This window comes from Allorhizobium sp. DMC15 (assembly GCF_056314065.1).
Genome location: NZ_JBQUZB010000003.1, coordinates 626,968 through 641,947, shown reverse-complemented (window position 1 = coordinate 641,947; position 14,980 = coordinate 626,968). Strand labels below are relative to the sequence as shown.

The following is a 14,980-nucleotide window of genomic DNA, read 5'->3' as shown; positions in this document are numbered from 1 at the left end:
GGTGAGACGGGATTTCGTAAGAATGCGACGGTGCACTTGTGATTCGATGGAGGAGGGCGTCACACAATGGCATTGGACAGAAGCGACCACAGCGCCTGGCGGCGATCGATCGTATTCAAGATTTTCGGCGTCAGCTTCGTCTGCATCCATGTGCCGCTGATCGCCCTGCTTCTCGCCTTCGGGACAGGAACGGCTTCAGACGACTTGTCCATCGCGCTGGTGGTCCTTGCGGCGACCCTCGTGGGTACGGTTGCGTGCCTTGCGACCATGTGGTGGCTGATGCGGCCCCTCAGGCATCTCGCGACGGCGATAACGCATTACCGCCGTGACGGGCTCTTTTTAGAGGAGCATCTGAACAGACGTGGCAATGATGAAATCGCGGTCGTCACTAGGGCGGTCTGCGGTATGGTCGGTGAAATCGCGGCCCTGGCCGAACGGGTTGACGGACAGCCCGCGCTGGATCCACTCACCGGGCTCATGAACGGAAGCGCGGCCTACGACGTACAGCTTGACCGCATGGCAGCGCGCGGGAAGCCCGTCACAGTAGTCGTCTTCGAATTGGAGGCCGCTGAGACGGTTCAAGTTCTCGGGTCCCGGGAGGTGTCCGATCTGGTTCTGGTCGCAGTCGGTGATCTCGTGCGAACGCATTTTGGATCACGGCCGGTTGCAGCGCGCATGTCTGCAAGCACCTTCGTCCTGCTTTTTGCAGGAGACGGACCCGACAGCGTCTATGCGTGCTGCGAGGGTTTGCGCCGGGCGATTGCCGAACTCGAAGTCGGGCCGGTCGCTCGCGGCAGCCTGCGCGCCACATTCGGGATTGCGCAGCGTCGAGACGAGGAGAGCATGGCCGATCTCGTGCACAAGGCGGACATGGCGCTGTTTCGTGCCCGCGACACGCTCCGGACGGGGCTCGAAGCCCTAACGCTCTGAGGCGCTTGCGGAGCGGGAGCCCGGAGGCTCCCGCATCCCGGATGTCATTGTGGACCTATCATGAGTTCCGGGCGGACGAACTGGTCAAACTCCTCGTTGGTGAGATAACCGCCGCCAACGGCCTCTTCCCGCAGCGTCGTCCCGTTTTTATGCGCAGTCTTTGCGATCTTGGCGCAGAGGTCGTAACCGAGCTTGCCGTTCAGCGCGGTCACCAGCATCAGCGAGTTCTCGACGCCTTTGCGGATATTGTCCTCGCGGGCCTCAATGCCGACCACGCAATTGTCGGTGAAGGACACGGCGGCATCGCCGAGCAGCTGCACCGACTGCAGGAAATTATAGGCCATCATCGGATTGTAGACATTGAGTTCGAAATGGCCCTGGCTGCCGGCAAAGGTTATGGCGGCCTGATTGCCGAAGATGTGGGCGCAAACCTGCGTCAGCGCTTCCGACTGCGTCGGGTTGACCTTGCCAGGCATGATGGAAGAGCCAGGCTCGTTTTCCGGCAATTGCAATTCGCCGAGACCGGCGCGCGGTCCGGAGCCGAGGAAGCGAATGTCGTTTGCGATCTTGAAGAGGGCTGCAGCGGCTGAGTTGATCGCGCCATGGGCAAAGACCATAGCATCGTGGGCCGCCAGCGCCTCGAACTTGTTCGGTGCGGTCACGAAGGGCAGGCCGGTGATCTTGGAGATTTCCTCGGCAACCTTTTCGGCAAAGCCGATAGGCGCGTTGAGGCCTGTCCCGACCGCCGTGCCGCCCTGGGCAAGTTCGTAGAGACCCGAGAGCGTGAGCTCAATGCGCTTGATGGAGGATGCCACCTGGGCGGCATAGCCGGAAAATTCCTGGCCGAGTGTCAGGGGGGTGGCGTCCTGGGTATGGGTCCGACCAATCTTGATGATGTGGTGAAAGGCTTTGGCCTTTGCGTCGAGCGCCCCATGCAGGTGCTTGAGAGCCGGCAGGAGATGGTGGACGACGTGCTCGGCGGCCGCGATGTGCATGGCCGTCGGATAGGTGTCATTCGAGGACTGGCTCATATTGACGTGGTCGTTGGGGTGCACCGGTTTCTTCGACCCCATCTCGCCGCCGAGCATCTCGATCGCCCGGTTGGAAATCACCTCGTTGGCATTCATGTTTGACTGCGTACCCGAGCCCGTCTGCCAGACGACGAGTGGGAAGTGCCCGTCGAGCTTTCCGTCGATCACCTCTTGCGCGGCAGCGATGATCGCTTCCGCCAGTTTCGGGTCCAGCTTGCCAAGCGCAAGGTTCGCCCGGGCGGCTGCCTGCTTGACGATGCCGAGAGCGCGGACGACCGGCAATGGCTGCTTTTCCCACCCGATCTTGAAATTACCGAGGGAGCGTTGGGCCTGCGCGCCCCAATAGCGGTCTGCCTCGACCTCGATTGGTCCGAAGGTGTCGGTCTCGGTTCTTTTCGTCATGGGAAATTCTGCCTTTTCGCATGGTTCGCTGAGTTGCGCATTACCGTGGCAATGTAAGTTGCCCGCTCGTTGTTGCAACTGCATAGCGTTAACTGGTGCTGGACTGTCAAGAAATCGGCATGTCCGGGACGAATGTTCCGGCAGCACGGCGTCGTGGCTTGTGTCAATTTCGGCACGCGTCACGACAATTTGTGCGGGCCGTGACGGTGCAGAGCAGGGATGATTTGGCTACACTCCGTTAACGTCAATAAAAAATTAACGAATGTTTCCATTTAGTTCGCCGGTGGTCGGCGCGTCACCAGCGCTTTGACCACGTAAGATTCTGCCCGGCGTTCCGTTCCCGGTAGCGGCGCCGAACTTCCCAATCCAAGGCTGATCGGCTAGTGATCCGCGCAAATGGCCATCAAGCCGCGAGTCCATCGGGCTCGACCTGACACGAGAGCGAGCATGACGAGAACCCCCAAATTCGTACTGACGGCATTCCTGGCGGCGACGACTGTCCTTGGTGCACTGCCGGGCCAGGCTTCGGCAACGACGCTTCTCGATCTTCTGCGCGGTGGCCCAGGTCGCAATACGCGCGAGCAGGCGCGGCCGAATATTCTGGAGCAGCAGGCGCTCGGCGGGCTCGAAATGGGTGATCCCGAACCTCTGCCGAAGGTGGCGGGTCCGCGTTACTACACCTACAAGCCTGAAGCACTGCGCGCGATCCGCATTGCGTTGCCGGCGGCGTCCAACGGCGATCCCGCCGCCCAGAACGAGGTCCTCGGTACGCGCCGTTTCCTCGCGGAGGTCAATGTGCGGGCGAATGACGAGGTCGCCAAGACGGTAGAGGCCTATTATTCCAACACGACGAAGCCGCTGATCTGGGTCAACGACACCGGCTTTTCCGACCGCGGTCGCGAGATGGTCGCGGCGCTGGCCGATGCAGGGGCCGCCGGGCTGGCGCCCGAGGATTATGCCGTGGCCGTGCCTGCGGAATCCGGTGCCGCCACCGATCCGGAACAGCGCCAGCGCGAGCTGATGGGCTTCGAGGTCGCCTTGTCCGCCAAGGTGCTGACCTATGTGCAGGATACCGCGCGCGGTCGGATCGATCCCAACAAGATTTCCGGCTACCATGATTTCAAGCGGAAGGGCGTCAACATCGCGCCCGTGCTCGACATGCTGCGCATGAGCCCGGATGTGGCGGCGTATCTTCGCAACCGCGATCCGAAGAGCCCGCAATTCCTTGCCCTGCGCGCCGAACTGGCCCGTCTGCGCGCGGAAGACGCCCAGAAATCTGTCGAACCCATCACCATTGCACCCGGTACGCTTCTGAAGCCGGGGCAGAGCAATCCGGAACTGTCGCGGATCGTCGGTGCGGTCAAGCAGGTCGCGTCCGAGGCGGTGCTGACCCAGCATGCCGCGACGCTGGCCGCCTATGCGGGAACCCCCGACTATACGCCGGAGCTCGTGTCGCTGGTCGAGACCTTCCAGAAGGAAAAGGGTCTCAAGGCCGACGGGGTGGTCGGTCCGGCGACAATTCGAGCGATGACCGGTCACAGCAATGCGGAGAAGATTGCCAAGTTGCAGGTTGCGATGGAGGCGATCCGCTGGCTGCCGTCCGATCTCGGTCCGCGTTACGTCTTTATCAACCAGCCGGCTTTCCAGGCGTATTACGTCAATGACGGCAAGGAACAGCTGTCGATGCGGGTGGTCGTCGGCTCTAAGTCGAACCAGACCTATTTCTTCCAGGACCAGATCGAAACGGTCGAGTTCAATCCTTACTGGGGTGTGCCGAAGTCCATCATTGTCAACGAAATGCTGCCGAAGCTGCGGGCTGATCCGTCCTATCTCGACCGCTTGGGCTATGAAGTGTCCTATGGCGGTCGCAAGGTTGCCTCGAGCCAGGTCGATTGGAACACCACGCATTCCGTCGACGTGCGGCAGCCGCCGGGTGGTGACAACGCGCTTGGCGAGCTGAAGATCCTGTTCCCGAACGATCATGCCATCTACATGCACGACACGCCGTCGAAGAGCTTCTTCAACCGTGACATGCGCGCGCTCAGCCACGGCTGTGTGCGTCTCGCGCAACCGCGCGTCATGGCGGCGGCGGTGATGGGGACGACGGTCGAGGAAATCGGCAAGCAGATCGCTTCGGGCCAGAACCGCGCCGTGCAGGTTCCGCAGAAGATCCCCGTCTACGTGTCCTATTTCACGGCATGGCCGAACAAGGACGGCGTGATCGAGTATTTTGATGACGTCTATGGCCGCGACGCCTATACGGAAAAGGCATTCAAGATCACCACGGATGCCCGGACGCCGCGCGCCTGAGCAAGCCGAGGACCACATCAACACGGAAATGGCGGGCTCGGCCCGCCATTTTCTGTTTCAGCGCCCTGTGACCAAGTGTTCGACCAGCTCGGACGTCAACTCGTCGAAATGGTTGATGACCGCTGTCGCTCCGAGAGTATCGATGGCGACGTCGGAATAGCCGAATGGCACGGCGATAGAGGGAATTCCCGCGTTGCGGGCTGCCAGGATGTCGTTGATGCTGTCGCCGATCATTATTGCCTTTTGCGGCACGCCGCCGGCCAAATCGATGGTTCCGGTCAGATGGGCAGCGTCAGGTTTGCGCACCGCGAAGGTGTCGCCGCCTGTGATGGCCGTGAAATAGCCAGTCAGGCCGAGCGCTTCGATCAGCGGACGGGCCAGCCCTTCCATCTTGTTGGTACAGACGGCCAGCAGGTGACCGGCGTCCCGTAGCCGATCCAGCGCTTCGACAAGGCCAGGGTAGGGTCGGCTGAGGCCCGGCATGCCTGCGGCATAGTGCTCGATGAAGCGATCTAGCAGGGGAGGGAGCTCGCTTTCACTGACAGGTGCGCCCCTTAGGGCAAAGGCACGTGTGATCATCACACGTGCGCCCTGACCGACCAGATGCGTCAGGTCCTCGTAAGTCACGGGCGCCAGATCCCGTTGTGCGATGGTGTGATTGAGGCTGGCCACGAGGTCGGGTGCGGTATCGACCAGTGTTCCGTCGAGGTCGAATACGACGGTCGTTGCTTTGCTTGTCGCGATCAAGGCTGCACTCCGGGGGAACAATCTTGCCGATGGGGGTAGGGGAAATCTCCGCAAAAGGCAATTGCAGGGCCTGCCGCAGGGCTTTCGTTTGTGCATTGAGCCGTGTAAACAGCTTTCGACGCAACAGAGGGGAGTTTTCGGCGCATGGACGCCCGGGAAATGAAGATCAAGGCAGCAGCCGAGGCGCTCACTCATGTCGAGGATGGTATGCGGCTCGGCATCGGAACCGGTTCGACCGCGGAAGAATTCGTGCGCCTCCTGGCCGAACGCGTGGCCGGCGGCCTGAAGGTCGAAGGCGTTCCCACGTCCGAACGCACTGCGCGCCTCTGCCTCGAACTCGGCGTGCAACTGCGCTCGCTCGACGAGTTGCCCGAGCTCGATCTCACGATCGACGGCGCCGACGAAATCGACCCGCAGCTGCGGCTGATCAAGGGCGGCGGCGGGGCATTGCTGCGCGAGAAGATCGTGGCCTCGGCTTCCAGCCGCATGATCGTGATTGCCGACGAAACCAAGATCGTCGACACACTGGGTGCCTTTCCGTTGCCGATCGAGATCAACCCGTTCGGCCAGGTGTCGACACAGATCGCCGTCGAGGCGCTTGCTTCGAAGCTCGGTCTTTCCGGGACGCTCGCCTTGCGCAAGCGCAGCGACGACAGCCTCTACACGACCGATGGCGGTCACCTCATTCTGGACGCATCTTTTGGCCGCATTCCTGATGCAGACGCGTTGGCGGAACAGCTCAATGCGATCCCCGGCGTCGTGGAACACGGTCTATTCATAAACTTGGCATCCCTCGCGATCATCGCCGGTCCGGCGGGAGCGCGCGTGATGGAGCCGAAAAACTAACAGGAGCATAGAATTACATGATCAGCATTTCGGGTATGGGCCGTTTCGCCTCGATCGCCGTCATCGCCGGCAGCGTCATGCTGGGTGCGTTGTCCGCCAAGGCTCAGGACGTTGCTCCCGAGCATCTGCAGGCCGCCCGGGCCGCGATTGATGCACTCGGCGTCACCGATCGTTTCGATGCCATCCTGCCGAACATTATGGACCGTCTGACGGTGCAGCTCATCCAGGCGTATCCGAATCTGCAGGACCAGATTTCGTCGACCGTCGAGGCCGAGGCTCTGAAGCTTGCGGCTCGCCGCGCCGATCTCGAGCGCGAAGCCGCCCTCGTCTATGCGAAGGCCTTCACGCCTGAAGAACTGCAGGCCATCACCACCTTCTATTCGAGCGAAGCCGGCAAGAAGTTGCTGAAGGACGGGCCAATTGCCACGCGCGAATTGCTGAAGGCGGCCGATATCTGGACCTCCGGCATGGCCCGCGACCTGGAAAAGCAGGCCAACGATGCGCTTCTGAAGGAAGTGCAGGCAGCACAGCCTGCGGCCGAGGCGCCCAAGCCCTGATTGCTTGCCTGTTGAATTATCGAGCCCGGGACCCGTCCCGGGCTTTTCTTTTTGGGGCGCGGCCTCCTATATCAGGCTGAAATTCGGCGAAGCCGCACAGCGCAGGAGCAAGATGCATGACCCAGTTCGACTATGATCTGTTCGTAATCGGGGGCGGTTCCGGCGGTGTGCGCAGCGCGCGCCTGACAGCGGCTATGGGCAAGAAGGTGGCGATCGCAGAGGAATACCGTTTCGGCGGAACCTGCGTGATCCGAGGCTGCGTTCCGAAGAAGCTTTTCGTCTACGCCTCGCAGTTTCACGAGCATTTCGAGGATGCCGCCGGTTTCGGCTGGACGGTCGGGGAGAGCCGGTTCGATTGGCATGCGCTTGTCGCGGCGAAGGACAAGGAAATCGACCGGCTGGAGGGGCTTTACCGCAAGGGGCTGGAAGGGGCGGGGGCCGAGATCCTGCAGACCCGCGCGGAACTCACCGGCCCGCATAGCGTGCGGCTTGTCGCGACCGGAAAGGAGGTGACGGCCGAGCGGATCGTCATTGCCGTCGGCGGCGCGCCCAATCCGCATGCCTCGCTGCCGGGACACGAGCTGTGCATCTCGTCCAATGAGGCGTTCCACCTCGAGAAGCTGCCGCGCTCGATCCTGATTGCCGGCGGTGGTTATATCGCCGTCGAGTTCGCCAACATCTTCCATGGGCTTGGCGTGGAAACCACGCTGATCTACCGCGGGGCCGAGATCCTGAGCCGCTTCGATCAGGACATCCGGCGGGGATTGCACGAAGCCATGGAGGCAAAGGGAATCCGCATCCTTTGCCACGACCACATCCAGAAGGTCGAGAAGAGCCCGGCGGGCAGTCTTGCCGTGGACACGATGAAGAACGGCGTTCTGGTGGTCGAGACGGTAATGCTGGCGCTGGGGCGCGATCCGAACACCACGGGACTGGGACTTGAGGCTGCCGGTGTCGAGGTCAACGAGCGGGGTGCGGTCGTCGTCGATCGCTATTCGCGAACCAATGTCCCCAGCATATTCGCCCTCGGAGACGTGACTGATCGCGTTCAGTTGACGCCGGTCGCGATTCACGAGGCCATGTGCTTCATCGAGACGGAGTACAAGAACAACCCGACCTCACCCGATCATGATCTGATCGCGACGGCGGTCTTCTCGCAGCCGGAGGTCGGAACGGTCGGGCTTTCGGAAGAACAGGCGGCGAAGAAGTTCGACGAAATCGAGGTTTACCGGGCGCAGTTCCGGCCGATGAAGGCGACGCTGTCCGGCCGGGCGGAAAGGATGATCATGAAGTTGATCGTCAACGCGGCCGATCGCAAGGTGGTCGGTGCCCATATCCTGGGACACGACGCCGGCGAGATGGCCCAGCTCCTGGGGATCACCCTGAAGGCCGGTTGCACAAAGGATGATTTCGATCGCACCATGGCGGTGCATCCGACGGCTGCGGAAGAACTCGTCACCATGTACAGCCCGACCTACCGGGTGAGAAACGGCGAACGCGTCTAAGGAGAATTTTGGGTGCCCGCCTGCTCTCAATCGGGCGGGCATCTGTTTATCGCGGCCGGCCCCATGAGGCTCCGGCCTGTAAGTGCAATCAGAAGATCTTGATCAGTTCGGTGGCAACGATCGGTGCGGTGAAGACCACCACGGCCACCAGGGTCAACAATGCGAGCCGCAATCTGCGGTTCCGACGGGTTTGTACGCCACTCCAATCATACGCCATCACAATGATCCTCATGATCAACGTGAGAAGCCATAGGCTTCCCAACTCACTGCACTGCCCCCACCCGAGCAGGTAGAGAGCGAGGCTTGCGTGAAGCTTTCCGTAGTCAGTCGATGCACGACCGGGCTGCGGTATCAGGAGAGTTGCGATGATGCGACTCACCCGGATTGGGGGCAAGATCGGGTCTTGCCAGCACAAGGCGCCTGGCTGTGGAAACTGTGGGTAACCCGTGTGCGCCGCAGCAATCAGATATCTTGCAACCAGTTGATGGCCGGCTGCCAGAGGGTGTCGCGGAATTGCTGGCGGAAGAAACCCAAATGGCCGATGGGCCCTCCAGCCTCATCGGGCGACAGCCAGCGGATCTCGGTGGGTGCCTGAGTGTAATGTTTCAGCAGGGCGTGCTGCGCGCGGGGTGTGCCCCAGGGGTCGTCAGTCATGCCGAGGGCGAGAATGGGTGTGCGGACCTCGGCGAAACGTCGCACGGCGTCCATTGTCGGATCGGCGAAGAAATAGTCGGGATGACGTCCCCAGCGCGCCCATTCGCGGAAGATGGTTCCCGGCAAGGTTTGTCCGAGCCCGATACGTCCGGGGACTTTGCCCAGCAACAGCGCGAGCGGCACGCCAATCAGGTTCATCTGGCTGAACACACGGTAACGAGGTTTCGTGTTGCCCCAGTATCCAGTCATGGTCGCGACCATCAGGTAGCGGCAAAAGTGGTCCGCACAGCCACCGAGGGCGAGGACTTGCCCGCCGAAGGACTGACCGATGCCGACGACGGGGTGACCCGGTGCCTGCGCCTCCAGCGTCTTCAAAGCCGCCGGCATGTCGAAATGGGCCCAGTCGCGCATCAGCATAGGTCTGCGCCAGCCAGGCGGTGCCATGGACCCTGACACGCCGCGATAATCATAGGTGAGGGCGGCGCGAAACCCGTGATGTTTTACGAGATGCTCGGCGAACCGCGCATAAAAGCCGCGCGGCACGGCTGCCGCCGAGGAGATCAGCGCGAGCGGACCGTCACCTCTCCCGCCAAACACTGTCGAGGCTAACGAAAAACCATCCGCCGTGGTGATTGCCACGTCACGCCGTTCGGGCGTCGGCGCGGCATCTTGCTCTGTCATCCGGATCCTCCCATCGCAGACTGCGACATATTACTTTTACGTATTGGTCAATACAAGCATGGTGTCTTCAGCCCCCACCCAGTGACCTGCTAAAATGCCGATTGTCTCTTCTTCCCGTTCTGCGACGGAAGTGTTCGAAAGCCCTTAAACTTCGGCTTTCCAACCCTTAGATAACCGTTTATAAGCCCCCATCCCTTGCGGCCGGGAGGTTGCCGCAGTTCCAGTACGAGACAGGTGACGACAATGGCGCAGAATTGGACCCCGAGCAGCTGGCGGCAGAAGCCGATCAAGCAGGTTCCGGCGTATCCGGACCAGAATGCATTGAAGGCTGCTGAAGAGCAGCTTGCATCCTATCCGCCGCTTGTCTTTGCCGGTGAAGCCCGCCGCCTGAAGAAGTCGCTTGCGCAGGTCGCGGAAGGCAATGCCTTCCTGCTGCAGGGCGGCGACTGCGCCGAAAGCTTCGCCGAGCACGGCGCCGACAATATCCGCGACTTCTTCCGCGCCTTCCTGCAGATGGCCGTCGTCCTGACCTTCGGTGCACAGCTGCCGGTGGTCAAGGTCGGCCGTATCGCCGGCCAGTTCGCCAAGCCGCGGTCTTCCGACATGGAAAAGATCGGTGACGTCGAACTGCCGAGCTATCGCGGTGACATCATCAACGGCATCGAGTTCACCGAAGAGGCTCGCATCCCGAACCCCGAGCGCCAGCTGATGGCCTATCGCCAGTCGGCCGCGACGCTCAACCTGCTGCGCGCCTTCGCGATGGGTGGCTATGCCAACCTCGACAACGTGCACCAGTGGATGCTGGGCTTCATCAAGGACAGCCCGCAGGCCGAGCGGTACCGGAAGCTCGCCGACCGCATCTCCGAAACCATGGACTTCATGAAGGCGATCGGCATCACGTCGGACAACAATCCGAGCCTGCGTGAGACCGATTTCTTCACCAGCCACGAAGCGCTGCTGCTTGGCTATGAAGAGGCGCTGACCCGTGTGGATTCCACGTCCGGTGACTGGTACGCCACGTCTGGCCACATGATCTGGATCGGCGACCGCACGCGCCAGGCCGACCACGCGCATCTCGAATACTGCCGCGGTATCAAGAACCCGATCGGTCTGAAATGCGGCCCGTCGTTGCAGGCGGACGACCTTCTGAACCTGATCGACATCCTGAACCCGCAGAACGAAGCTGGTCGTCTGACCCTGATCTGCCGCTTCGGCCACGACAAGGTTGCCGAGCACCTGCCGCGCCTCATCCGAGCCGTCGAGCGCGAAGGCCGCAAGGTGGTATGGTCCTGCGATCCGATGCATGGCAACACGATCACGCTCAACAACTACAAGACCCGTCCGTTCGAGCGGGTCCTGTCGGAAGTGGAGAGCTTCTTCCAGATCCATCGTGCCGAGGGTTCGCATCCGGGTGGAATTCATATCGAGATGACCGGCAAGGATGTTACGGAATGCACCGGTGGTGCCCGCGCCGTATCGGCCGAGGATCTGCAGGATCGCTACCACACCCATTGCGACCCGCGCCTCAATGCCGACCAGGCGCTGGAACTTGCCTTCCTGCTCGCCGAGCGGATGAAGGGCGGCCGGGACGAAAAGCGCATGATGGTTGCGAACGGCTGAAACCAAACTTCAGTTTTCAGAGTTTGACGATCGGGCGGGCTTCAACGAAGCTCGCCCGAAATCGTTTGTCGAGGAGAAGGTCATGGCCGGACAACACCTGGGAAAATGCCTGTGCGGCGCTGTCACGATTACCGTTGCGGGCGAAATCGGAGCGGTCGGATACTGTCACTGCAGTCAGTGTCGGCGCCAGACCGGGCTCTATTACGCCACTACGAATGCCTCGATCGGCGACGTTTCGATTTCGGGGGAAGAGCATATCGCTCGATATCGCGCAAGCCCTGACGCAGATCGCGCTTTCTGCCGCATCTGCGGCTCCGCGCTATTCTGGAAGGGGGATGGCGAGGAGACGATCTCGCTGATGGCGGGACTGTTCGACGTTCCCACGGGTCTGAAAGGCGGCTATCACATCTATTGTGACGACAAGGCTGATTTCTACGAGATCAACGATGGGTTGCCCCAATATGCCGCCAGCCAGAGCTGACAGCAGTGCATTGATCAAGCCGCAACGACATTGGCCATCGGCGCGATGCCGAGTTGATCGCAGGCCTGGTGATAGGCGATATCGAGAGCTGCGAATTTTGCGGACTGCCAGGTGAAATAGTCTTCGAGAAAGACCTTGCCCAGCCACAGGCTGCCGCGACGGCGCGGCAGTTCCCAGCCGAGAAGGCCGTCCGTTTCCGCTTTCTTGAACATCCGCTTCAGATTGGTTGCCGACACCTGATAAACTTCGCTCAGTTCGGCCAGGGTCACAGGGCCGGCAAGATGGCGCGCCGCCTGGCGGTCCACGTCATTCAGGCGCGATACGAGATCGTGCAGGACCATACCGCCGAGGTCGGACCATAGGAAATGGCCGATCGAGTCCGCCGGATCGCGCCACACGGGATCATCGACGAGCATGTCGGCGGCCAGCGGCTGTGCCAGAATGAAAATCGCTTCGTGATCGATCGATGTCTGTTCTCGCCTGCCGCCATCGAGGCGGTCAAGGCAGGCCATATGGCCGTTGAACCAGCTGCGCATGCCGCCGAGGCTGAGCTCCGTTGCTTCCAGAACGCGCACGCGTCGGTCCGGCACATCGGGGACATCGCGCAGGAATTTGTATGCCACCAGTTCGGCCAGATATCCCGTCGCCGTGTTACGGCTCGCGGCTCCGAGCCGCATGACGGTTTCGACGAACCGGGTTGCCGTCAGACCGGACAGCGGATCGTCCGGCGTCCGGCGCAGTGCGAGCGCAAACAACGACTGCGTCATCAGCCACTTGCGATGCGACGCCTTCAGCCGCGACATTCGCGGTGTCTGCAGATGGATTCCAATCAGGTGTCGAGCGATCTGTTTTTCGATCGAGGGAAATAGCGGATGGGCCGCAATTTCAGCACGCGTCATGGGCGGCATTGCACAGCTCTGCTTCGTACTTTTTGACTATTGTCACTAAAGAATGCGGCTGTCCGGTCTCAAGGATCGCAGAAATCTGATCGAATACTGTCAAGCGCTGCGAACGACTGAACAAAAAAAGTCTATGCCGCAAATCTTGAAGGGTCGCAAGATATCCACGCGATCAAATCATCCAGTATCGGTAACAACTTGTTGGGGCGATCTCTGCCGCCCCGCGTCAGCTGTTGGGCTGCAAGCGGAACGCCTGTTCGGGGAAGAACCGGTCTATGCCATAACCTTCACCGAACATGACGTCATGCTGCAGCAGTCGGTAGTCTCGGATCAGCGGGTCCACGGCGCCCGCCTGAGCCCAATCGGCCTGAGACTTGGCATTGCGGCCAATCAGCTGATGCCTGTCGACGACCGTATAGCGTTCTCCGACGCGACCGAGCACGCCGGTGTAGTAGGGGTGGCGATATCCGGCGAGGCGCACGACCACGTGTGGCAGCTGCGAGGGGCTGACCGAGCCGATGTCCTTCTGCACGCCGCGCTTGGACGACCAGACGACCAGCGGGGTTTCGTGCTCGCGTTTCATCGTCGGGACGGACGCTTTGCGGGTCGCCACCACATTCGGCATGTAGCCGCTTTCGGTGTAGACGTCGCCGAGCGGGGGAAGGTGGTCGCCAAACATCACGATGATGGTTTCGCGGCGGCGCTTCTTTGCCCAGTCCATCAACATCTTCAGGCTTTGGTCGGCTTCCTTGACGCCCTGCGTATAGGTCGCGAGCGTTTTGGTCGGAGCATCCGACAGCGTGGGAGCATCAACCTCGACCGTGTTCTTTGCGTAGCGGTGCTCCTCGTAAGGGCCATGGCCCTGGAGCGTGACCGCGAAGAAGAAGAACGGTGCTTCCGTATTGTCTGCTTCCTTGATGATGTACCGCGTCAGCGCGTCGTCTGAGGCAAAGATGCCGCGCTTGTCCATCGCCGGCATGTTCTCTTCCGAACGGAACTGCTGGAAACCGAGTGCCTGATAGACGTTCTGTCGGTTCCAGAACCAGCTCTGGAAGGGGTGGAAGGCTTTCGTCACATAGCCCTTGGATTCGAAGAAGGTGGCGAGCGACGGAAGCGGGCGGCGGATGTATTGCTGGTAAGGGATGCTGCCGTAAGGCAGGAAGGCGTTCGAGAAGCCGGTCAAGGCCTCGAATTCCACATTCGCGGTCATGCCGCCGAACTCGGGGGAGAACATGTTGTTGCCAGAGGATGCCGCACGGATTGTCGGCATCGGATCCTCGGAATAGCGGACGCTGGTCAGTCGCGTCGGATCCCAGAGGCTCTCGCTCATCACGACGATCACATCGGCCTGGCGTCCCGAGAAGAAGGAGGCGGGTACACGGTCGGACGGGATGTCGGTGATTGCGGGCTGGCTGTAGCCATCCGGCGCGCTGACACGGGCCATGGGCACATTGAAGGCAAAGGCCATCAGGAAGCCATTGTGGCGATAGTTCTCCTTCTGGTCCCACATCATGGGCACGATGTTCAACCGGTCACGAAAGGCCGAGAACGCCATCGGATCCATGAGCGAGATGAAGCCGGCGAGCAGCGGAAAGGAGACCACGAGGCGCGCACCGCGACCGACGAGGTTGAGGCGTGGGAACACCTTGCGGCTTTTCCAGATGAGCGTGATCAGGGCGACGATGAAGGCCAGGCTCCCGACCGCCAGACCCACTGCCTTCATGGGTTCCGCTGCTACCATGGCCGGCAGAAGTTCCATGATCTGACGACCGAAGAGCAGGTCGCTCGGAAACAGCGGATCCGACAGGAATAGCTGCTTCTGCCCGGAGAAGAAGGCGGGGAGGAGCAGGAGCGGGCCGATGAAGAGCGTCGACTGGTAGGCCTTGCCGATGATCGCATCGGTGAAGGCGAGAATGAGGAAGACGATGCCTACCGCGACCAGTCCGGGGCGGCTAGTTGAGGTCATGTATTCCACGACGTCGATCATGCTGCCGCGGGCCAGGATCTCGCTCAGTAAAACGATGGAGGCGGCAATCAGCGCCGTGTTGATCCATTGGACGAGAAGCTGGACAACCCAGGAGCTTCCGAGCTCTCGCTCGCGTGTCGCGCCGAAAGCGCTAAAGATGTTCGCGACAAGCGATTTCGGGCTGGACTGGACCACTTCGAACTCCGGGTCTTGGGCAGATGTCGTCAAAGGTTCGCATAGGTGTCACATAAGTGTCATGAATGCTACATGAACCGTGATCGAGAAAGCTTTGTTCCCAGAATTTCCGGTGGTTTGGTTAGCGCGGCCGGGGGCTGTGGTTCGCCTGGAGAG

Annotated in this window: 13 protein-coding genes; 7 read left to right on the top strand and 6 right to left on the bottom strand. The window is 61.2% G+C overall.

The features are described from left to right. Nucleotides 1-66: 66 nt before the first annotated feature. Nucleotides 67-930, top strand: coding sequence for a GGDEF domain-containing protein (locus ACT53S_RS17385; RefSeq protein WP_476067894.1), 864 nt, complete (start codon nt 67-69; stop codon nt 928-930). A 44-nt stretch (nt 931-974) separates the two neighbouring features. Here ACT53S_RS17385 and fumC read toward each other — a convergent pair whose 3' ends face one another. Next, entirely contained in the window at nt 975-2,363 is a 1,389-nt protein-coding gene (gene fumC / locus ACT53S_RS17380) for a class II fumarate hydratase (protein ID WP_476067893.1), read from the bottom strand. 447 nt (nt 2,364-2,810) lie between these two features. On the opposite strand from fumC, the gene ACT53S_RS17375 reads away from it, so the two are divergent. Then, nucleotides 2,811-4,673 carry a L,D-transpeptidase family protein gene (locus ACT53S_RS17375; RefSeq protein WP_476067892.1) on the top strand — a complete coding sequence of 621 codons (1,863 nt, stop codon included), beginning with the start codon at nt 2,811-2,813 and terminating at the stop codon, nt 4,671-4,673. A gap of 57 nt (nt 4,674-4,730) precedes the next feature. On the opposite strand, the gene gph is transcribed toward ACT53S_RS17375, so the two are convergent. Beyond that, nucleotides 4,731-5,420 (bottom strand): phosphoglycolate phosphatase, encoded by a 690-nt coding sequence (gene gph, locus ACT53S_RS17370; protein WP_476067891.1) that lies wholly within the window; start codon nt 5,418-5,420, stop codon nt 4,731-4,733. Nucleotides 5,421-5,564: 144 nt separating this feature from the next. On the opposite strand from gph, the gene rpiA reads away from it, so the two are divergent. From rpiA to gor, 3 genes are all read left to right on the top strand, one after another. Continuing rightward, a complete protein-coding gene (gene rpiA / locus ACT53S_RS17365; RefSeq protein WP_113376632.1) occupies nt 5,565-6,266 on the top strand; it encodes a ribose-5-phosphate isomerase RpiA in 702 nt (233 codons plus the stop codon). A gap of 17 nt (nt 6,267-6,283) precedes the next feature. After that, nucleotides 6,284-6,823, top strand: a complete 540-nt coding sequence (locus ACT53S_RS17360; RefSeq protein ID WP_113376631.1) for a DUF2059 domain-containing protein — start codon at nt 6,284-6,286, stop codon at nt 6,821-6,823. Between the two features lie 116 nt (nt 6,824-6,939). After that, on the top strand, nt 6,940-8,328 hold the full coding sequence (gene gor, locus ACT53S_RS17355; protein WP_476067890.1) for a glutathione-disulfide reductase: 1,389 nt from the start codon (nt 6,940-6,942) through the stop codon (nt 8,326-8,328). An 88-nt stretch (nt 8,329-8,416) separates the two neighbouring features. Here the strand turns inward: gor and ACT53S_RS17350 are convergent, their stop codons facing one another. Beyond that, nucleotides 8,417-8,545 (bottom strand): hypothetical protein, encoded by a 129-nt coding sequence (locus ACT53S_RS17350; protein ID WP_476067889.1) that lies wholly within the window; start codon nt 8,543-8,545, stop codon nt 8,417-8,419. A 245-nt stretch (nt 8,546-8,790) separates the two neighbouring features. Then, entirely contained in the window at nt 8,791-9,663 is an 873-nt protein-coding gene (locus tag ACT53S_RS17345; protein ID WP_476067888.1) for an alpha/beta hydrolase family protein, read from the bottom strand. A gap of 243 nt (nt 9,664-9,906) precedes the next feature. Here ACT53S_RS17345 and ACT53S_RS17340 point away from each other — a divergent pair, with 243 nt between their 5' ends. Both ACT53S_RS17340 and ACT53S_RS17335 read left to right on the top strand, forming a co-directional pair. Beyond that, the gene (locus tag ACT53S_RS17340) at nt 9,907-11,283 is read left to right on the top strand and encodes a class II 3-deoxy-7-phosphoheptulonate synthase (protein ID WP_113376627.1); all 1,377 of its coding nucleotides are present in this window, start codon (nt 9,907-9,909) and stop codon (nt 11,281-11,283) included. A gap of 82 nt (nt 11,284-11,365) precedes the next feature. Beyond that, a complete protein-coding gene (locus ACT53S_RS17335; RefSeq protein ID WP_476067887.1) occupies nt 11,366-11,764 on the top strand; it encodes a GFA family protein in 399 nt (132 codons plus the stop codon). Between the two features lie 14 nt (nt 11,765-11,778). Here the strand turns inward: ACT53S_RS17335 and ACT53S_RS17330 are convergent, their stop codons facing one another. Together ACT53S_RS17330 and ACT53S_RS17325 are read right to left on the bottom strand one after the other, a co-directional pair. Next, nucleotides 11,779-12,672: a hypothetical protein gene (locus ACT53S_RS17330; RefSeq protein ID WP_476067886.1), complete on the bottom strand. Its 894-nt coding sequence runs from the start codon at nt 12,670-12,672 to the stop codon at nt 11,779-11,781. A gap of 217 nt (nt 12,673-12,889) precedes the next feature. After that, the gene (locus tag ACT53S_RS17325; RefSeq protein ID WP_476067885.1) at nt 12,890-14,824 is read right to left on the bottom strand and encodes an LTA synthase family protein; all 1,935 of its coding nucleotides are present in this window, start codon (nt 14,822-14,824) and stop codon (nt 12,890-12,892) included. Between the last annotated feature and the right edge of the window lie 156 nt (nt 14,825-14,980).

Excerpts from the sequence above, each read along its gene's own strand:
- gor (WP_476067890.1), top strand. The coding sequence starts at position 6,940 with ATGACCCAGTTCGACTATGATCTGTTCGTAATCGGGGGCGGTTCCGGC.
- ACT53S_RS17340 (WP_113376627.1), top strand. The coding sequence starts at position 9,907 with ATGGCGCAGAATTGGACCCCGAGCAGCTGGCGGCAGAAGCCGATCAAG.
- ACT53S_RS17335 (WP_476067887.1), top strand. The coding sequence starts at position 11,366 with ATGGCCGGACAACACCTGGGAAAATGCCTGTGCGGCGCTGTCACGATT.
- ACT53S_RS17330 (WP_476067886.1), bottom strand. The coding sequence starts at position 12,672 with ATGCCGCCCATGACGCGTGCTGAAATTGCGGCCCATCCGCTATTTCCC.
- ACT53S_RS17360 (WP_113376631.1), top strand. The coding sequence starts at position 6,284 with ATGATCAGCATTTCGGGTATGGGCCGTTTCGCCTCGATCGCCGTCATC.
- ACT53S_RS17345 (WP_476067888.1), bottom strand. The coding sequence starts at position 9,663 with ATGACAGAGCAAGATGCCGCGCCGACGCCCGAACGGCGTGACGTGGCA.
- ACT53S_RS17385 (WP_476067894.1), top strand. The coding sequence starts at position 67 with ATGGCATTGGACAGAAGCGACCACAGCGCCTGGCGGCGATCGATCGTA.
- fumC (WP_476067893.1), bottom strand. The coding sequence starts at position 2,363 with ATGACGAAAAGAACCGAGACCGACACCTTCGGACCAATCGAGGTCGAG.
- ACT53S_RS17375 (WP_476067892.1), top strand. The coding sequence starts at position 2,811 with ATGACGAGAACCCCCAAATTCGTACTGACGGCATTCCTGGCGGCGACG.
- ACT53S_RS17350 (WP_476067889.1), bottom strand. The coding sequence starts at position 8,545 with ATGGCGTATGATTGGAGTGGCGTACAAACCCGTCGGAACCGCAGATTG.
- rpiA (WP_113376632.1), top strand. The coding sequence starts at position 5,565 with ATGGACGCCCGGGAAATGAAGATCAAGGCAGCAGCCGAGGCGCTCACT.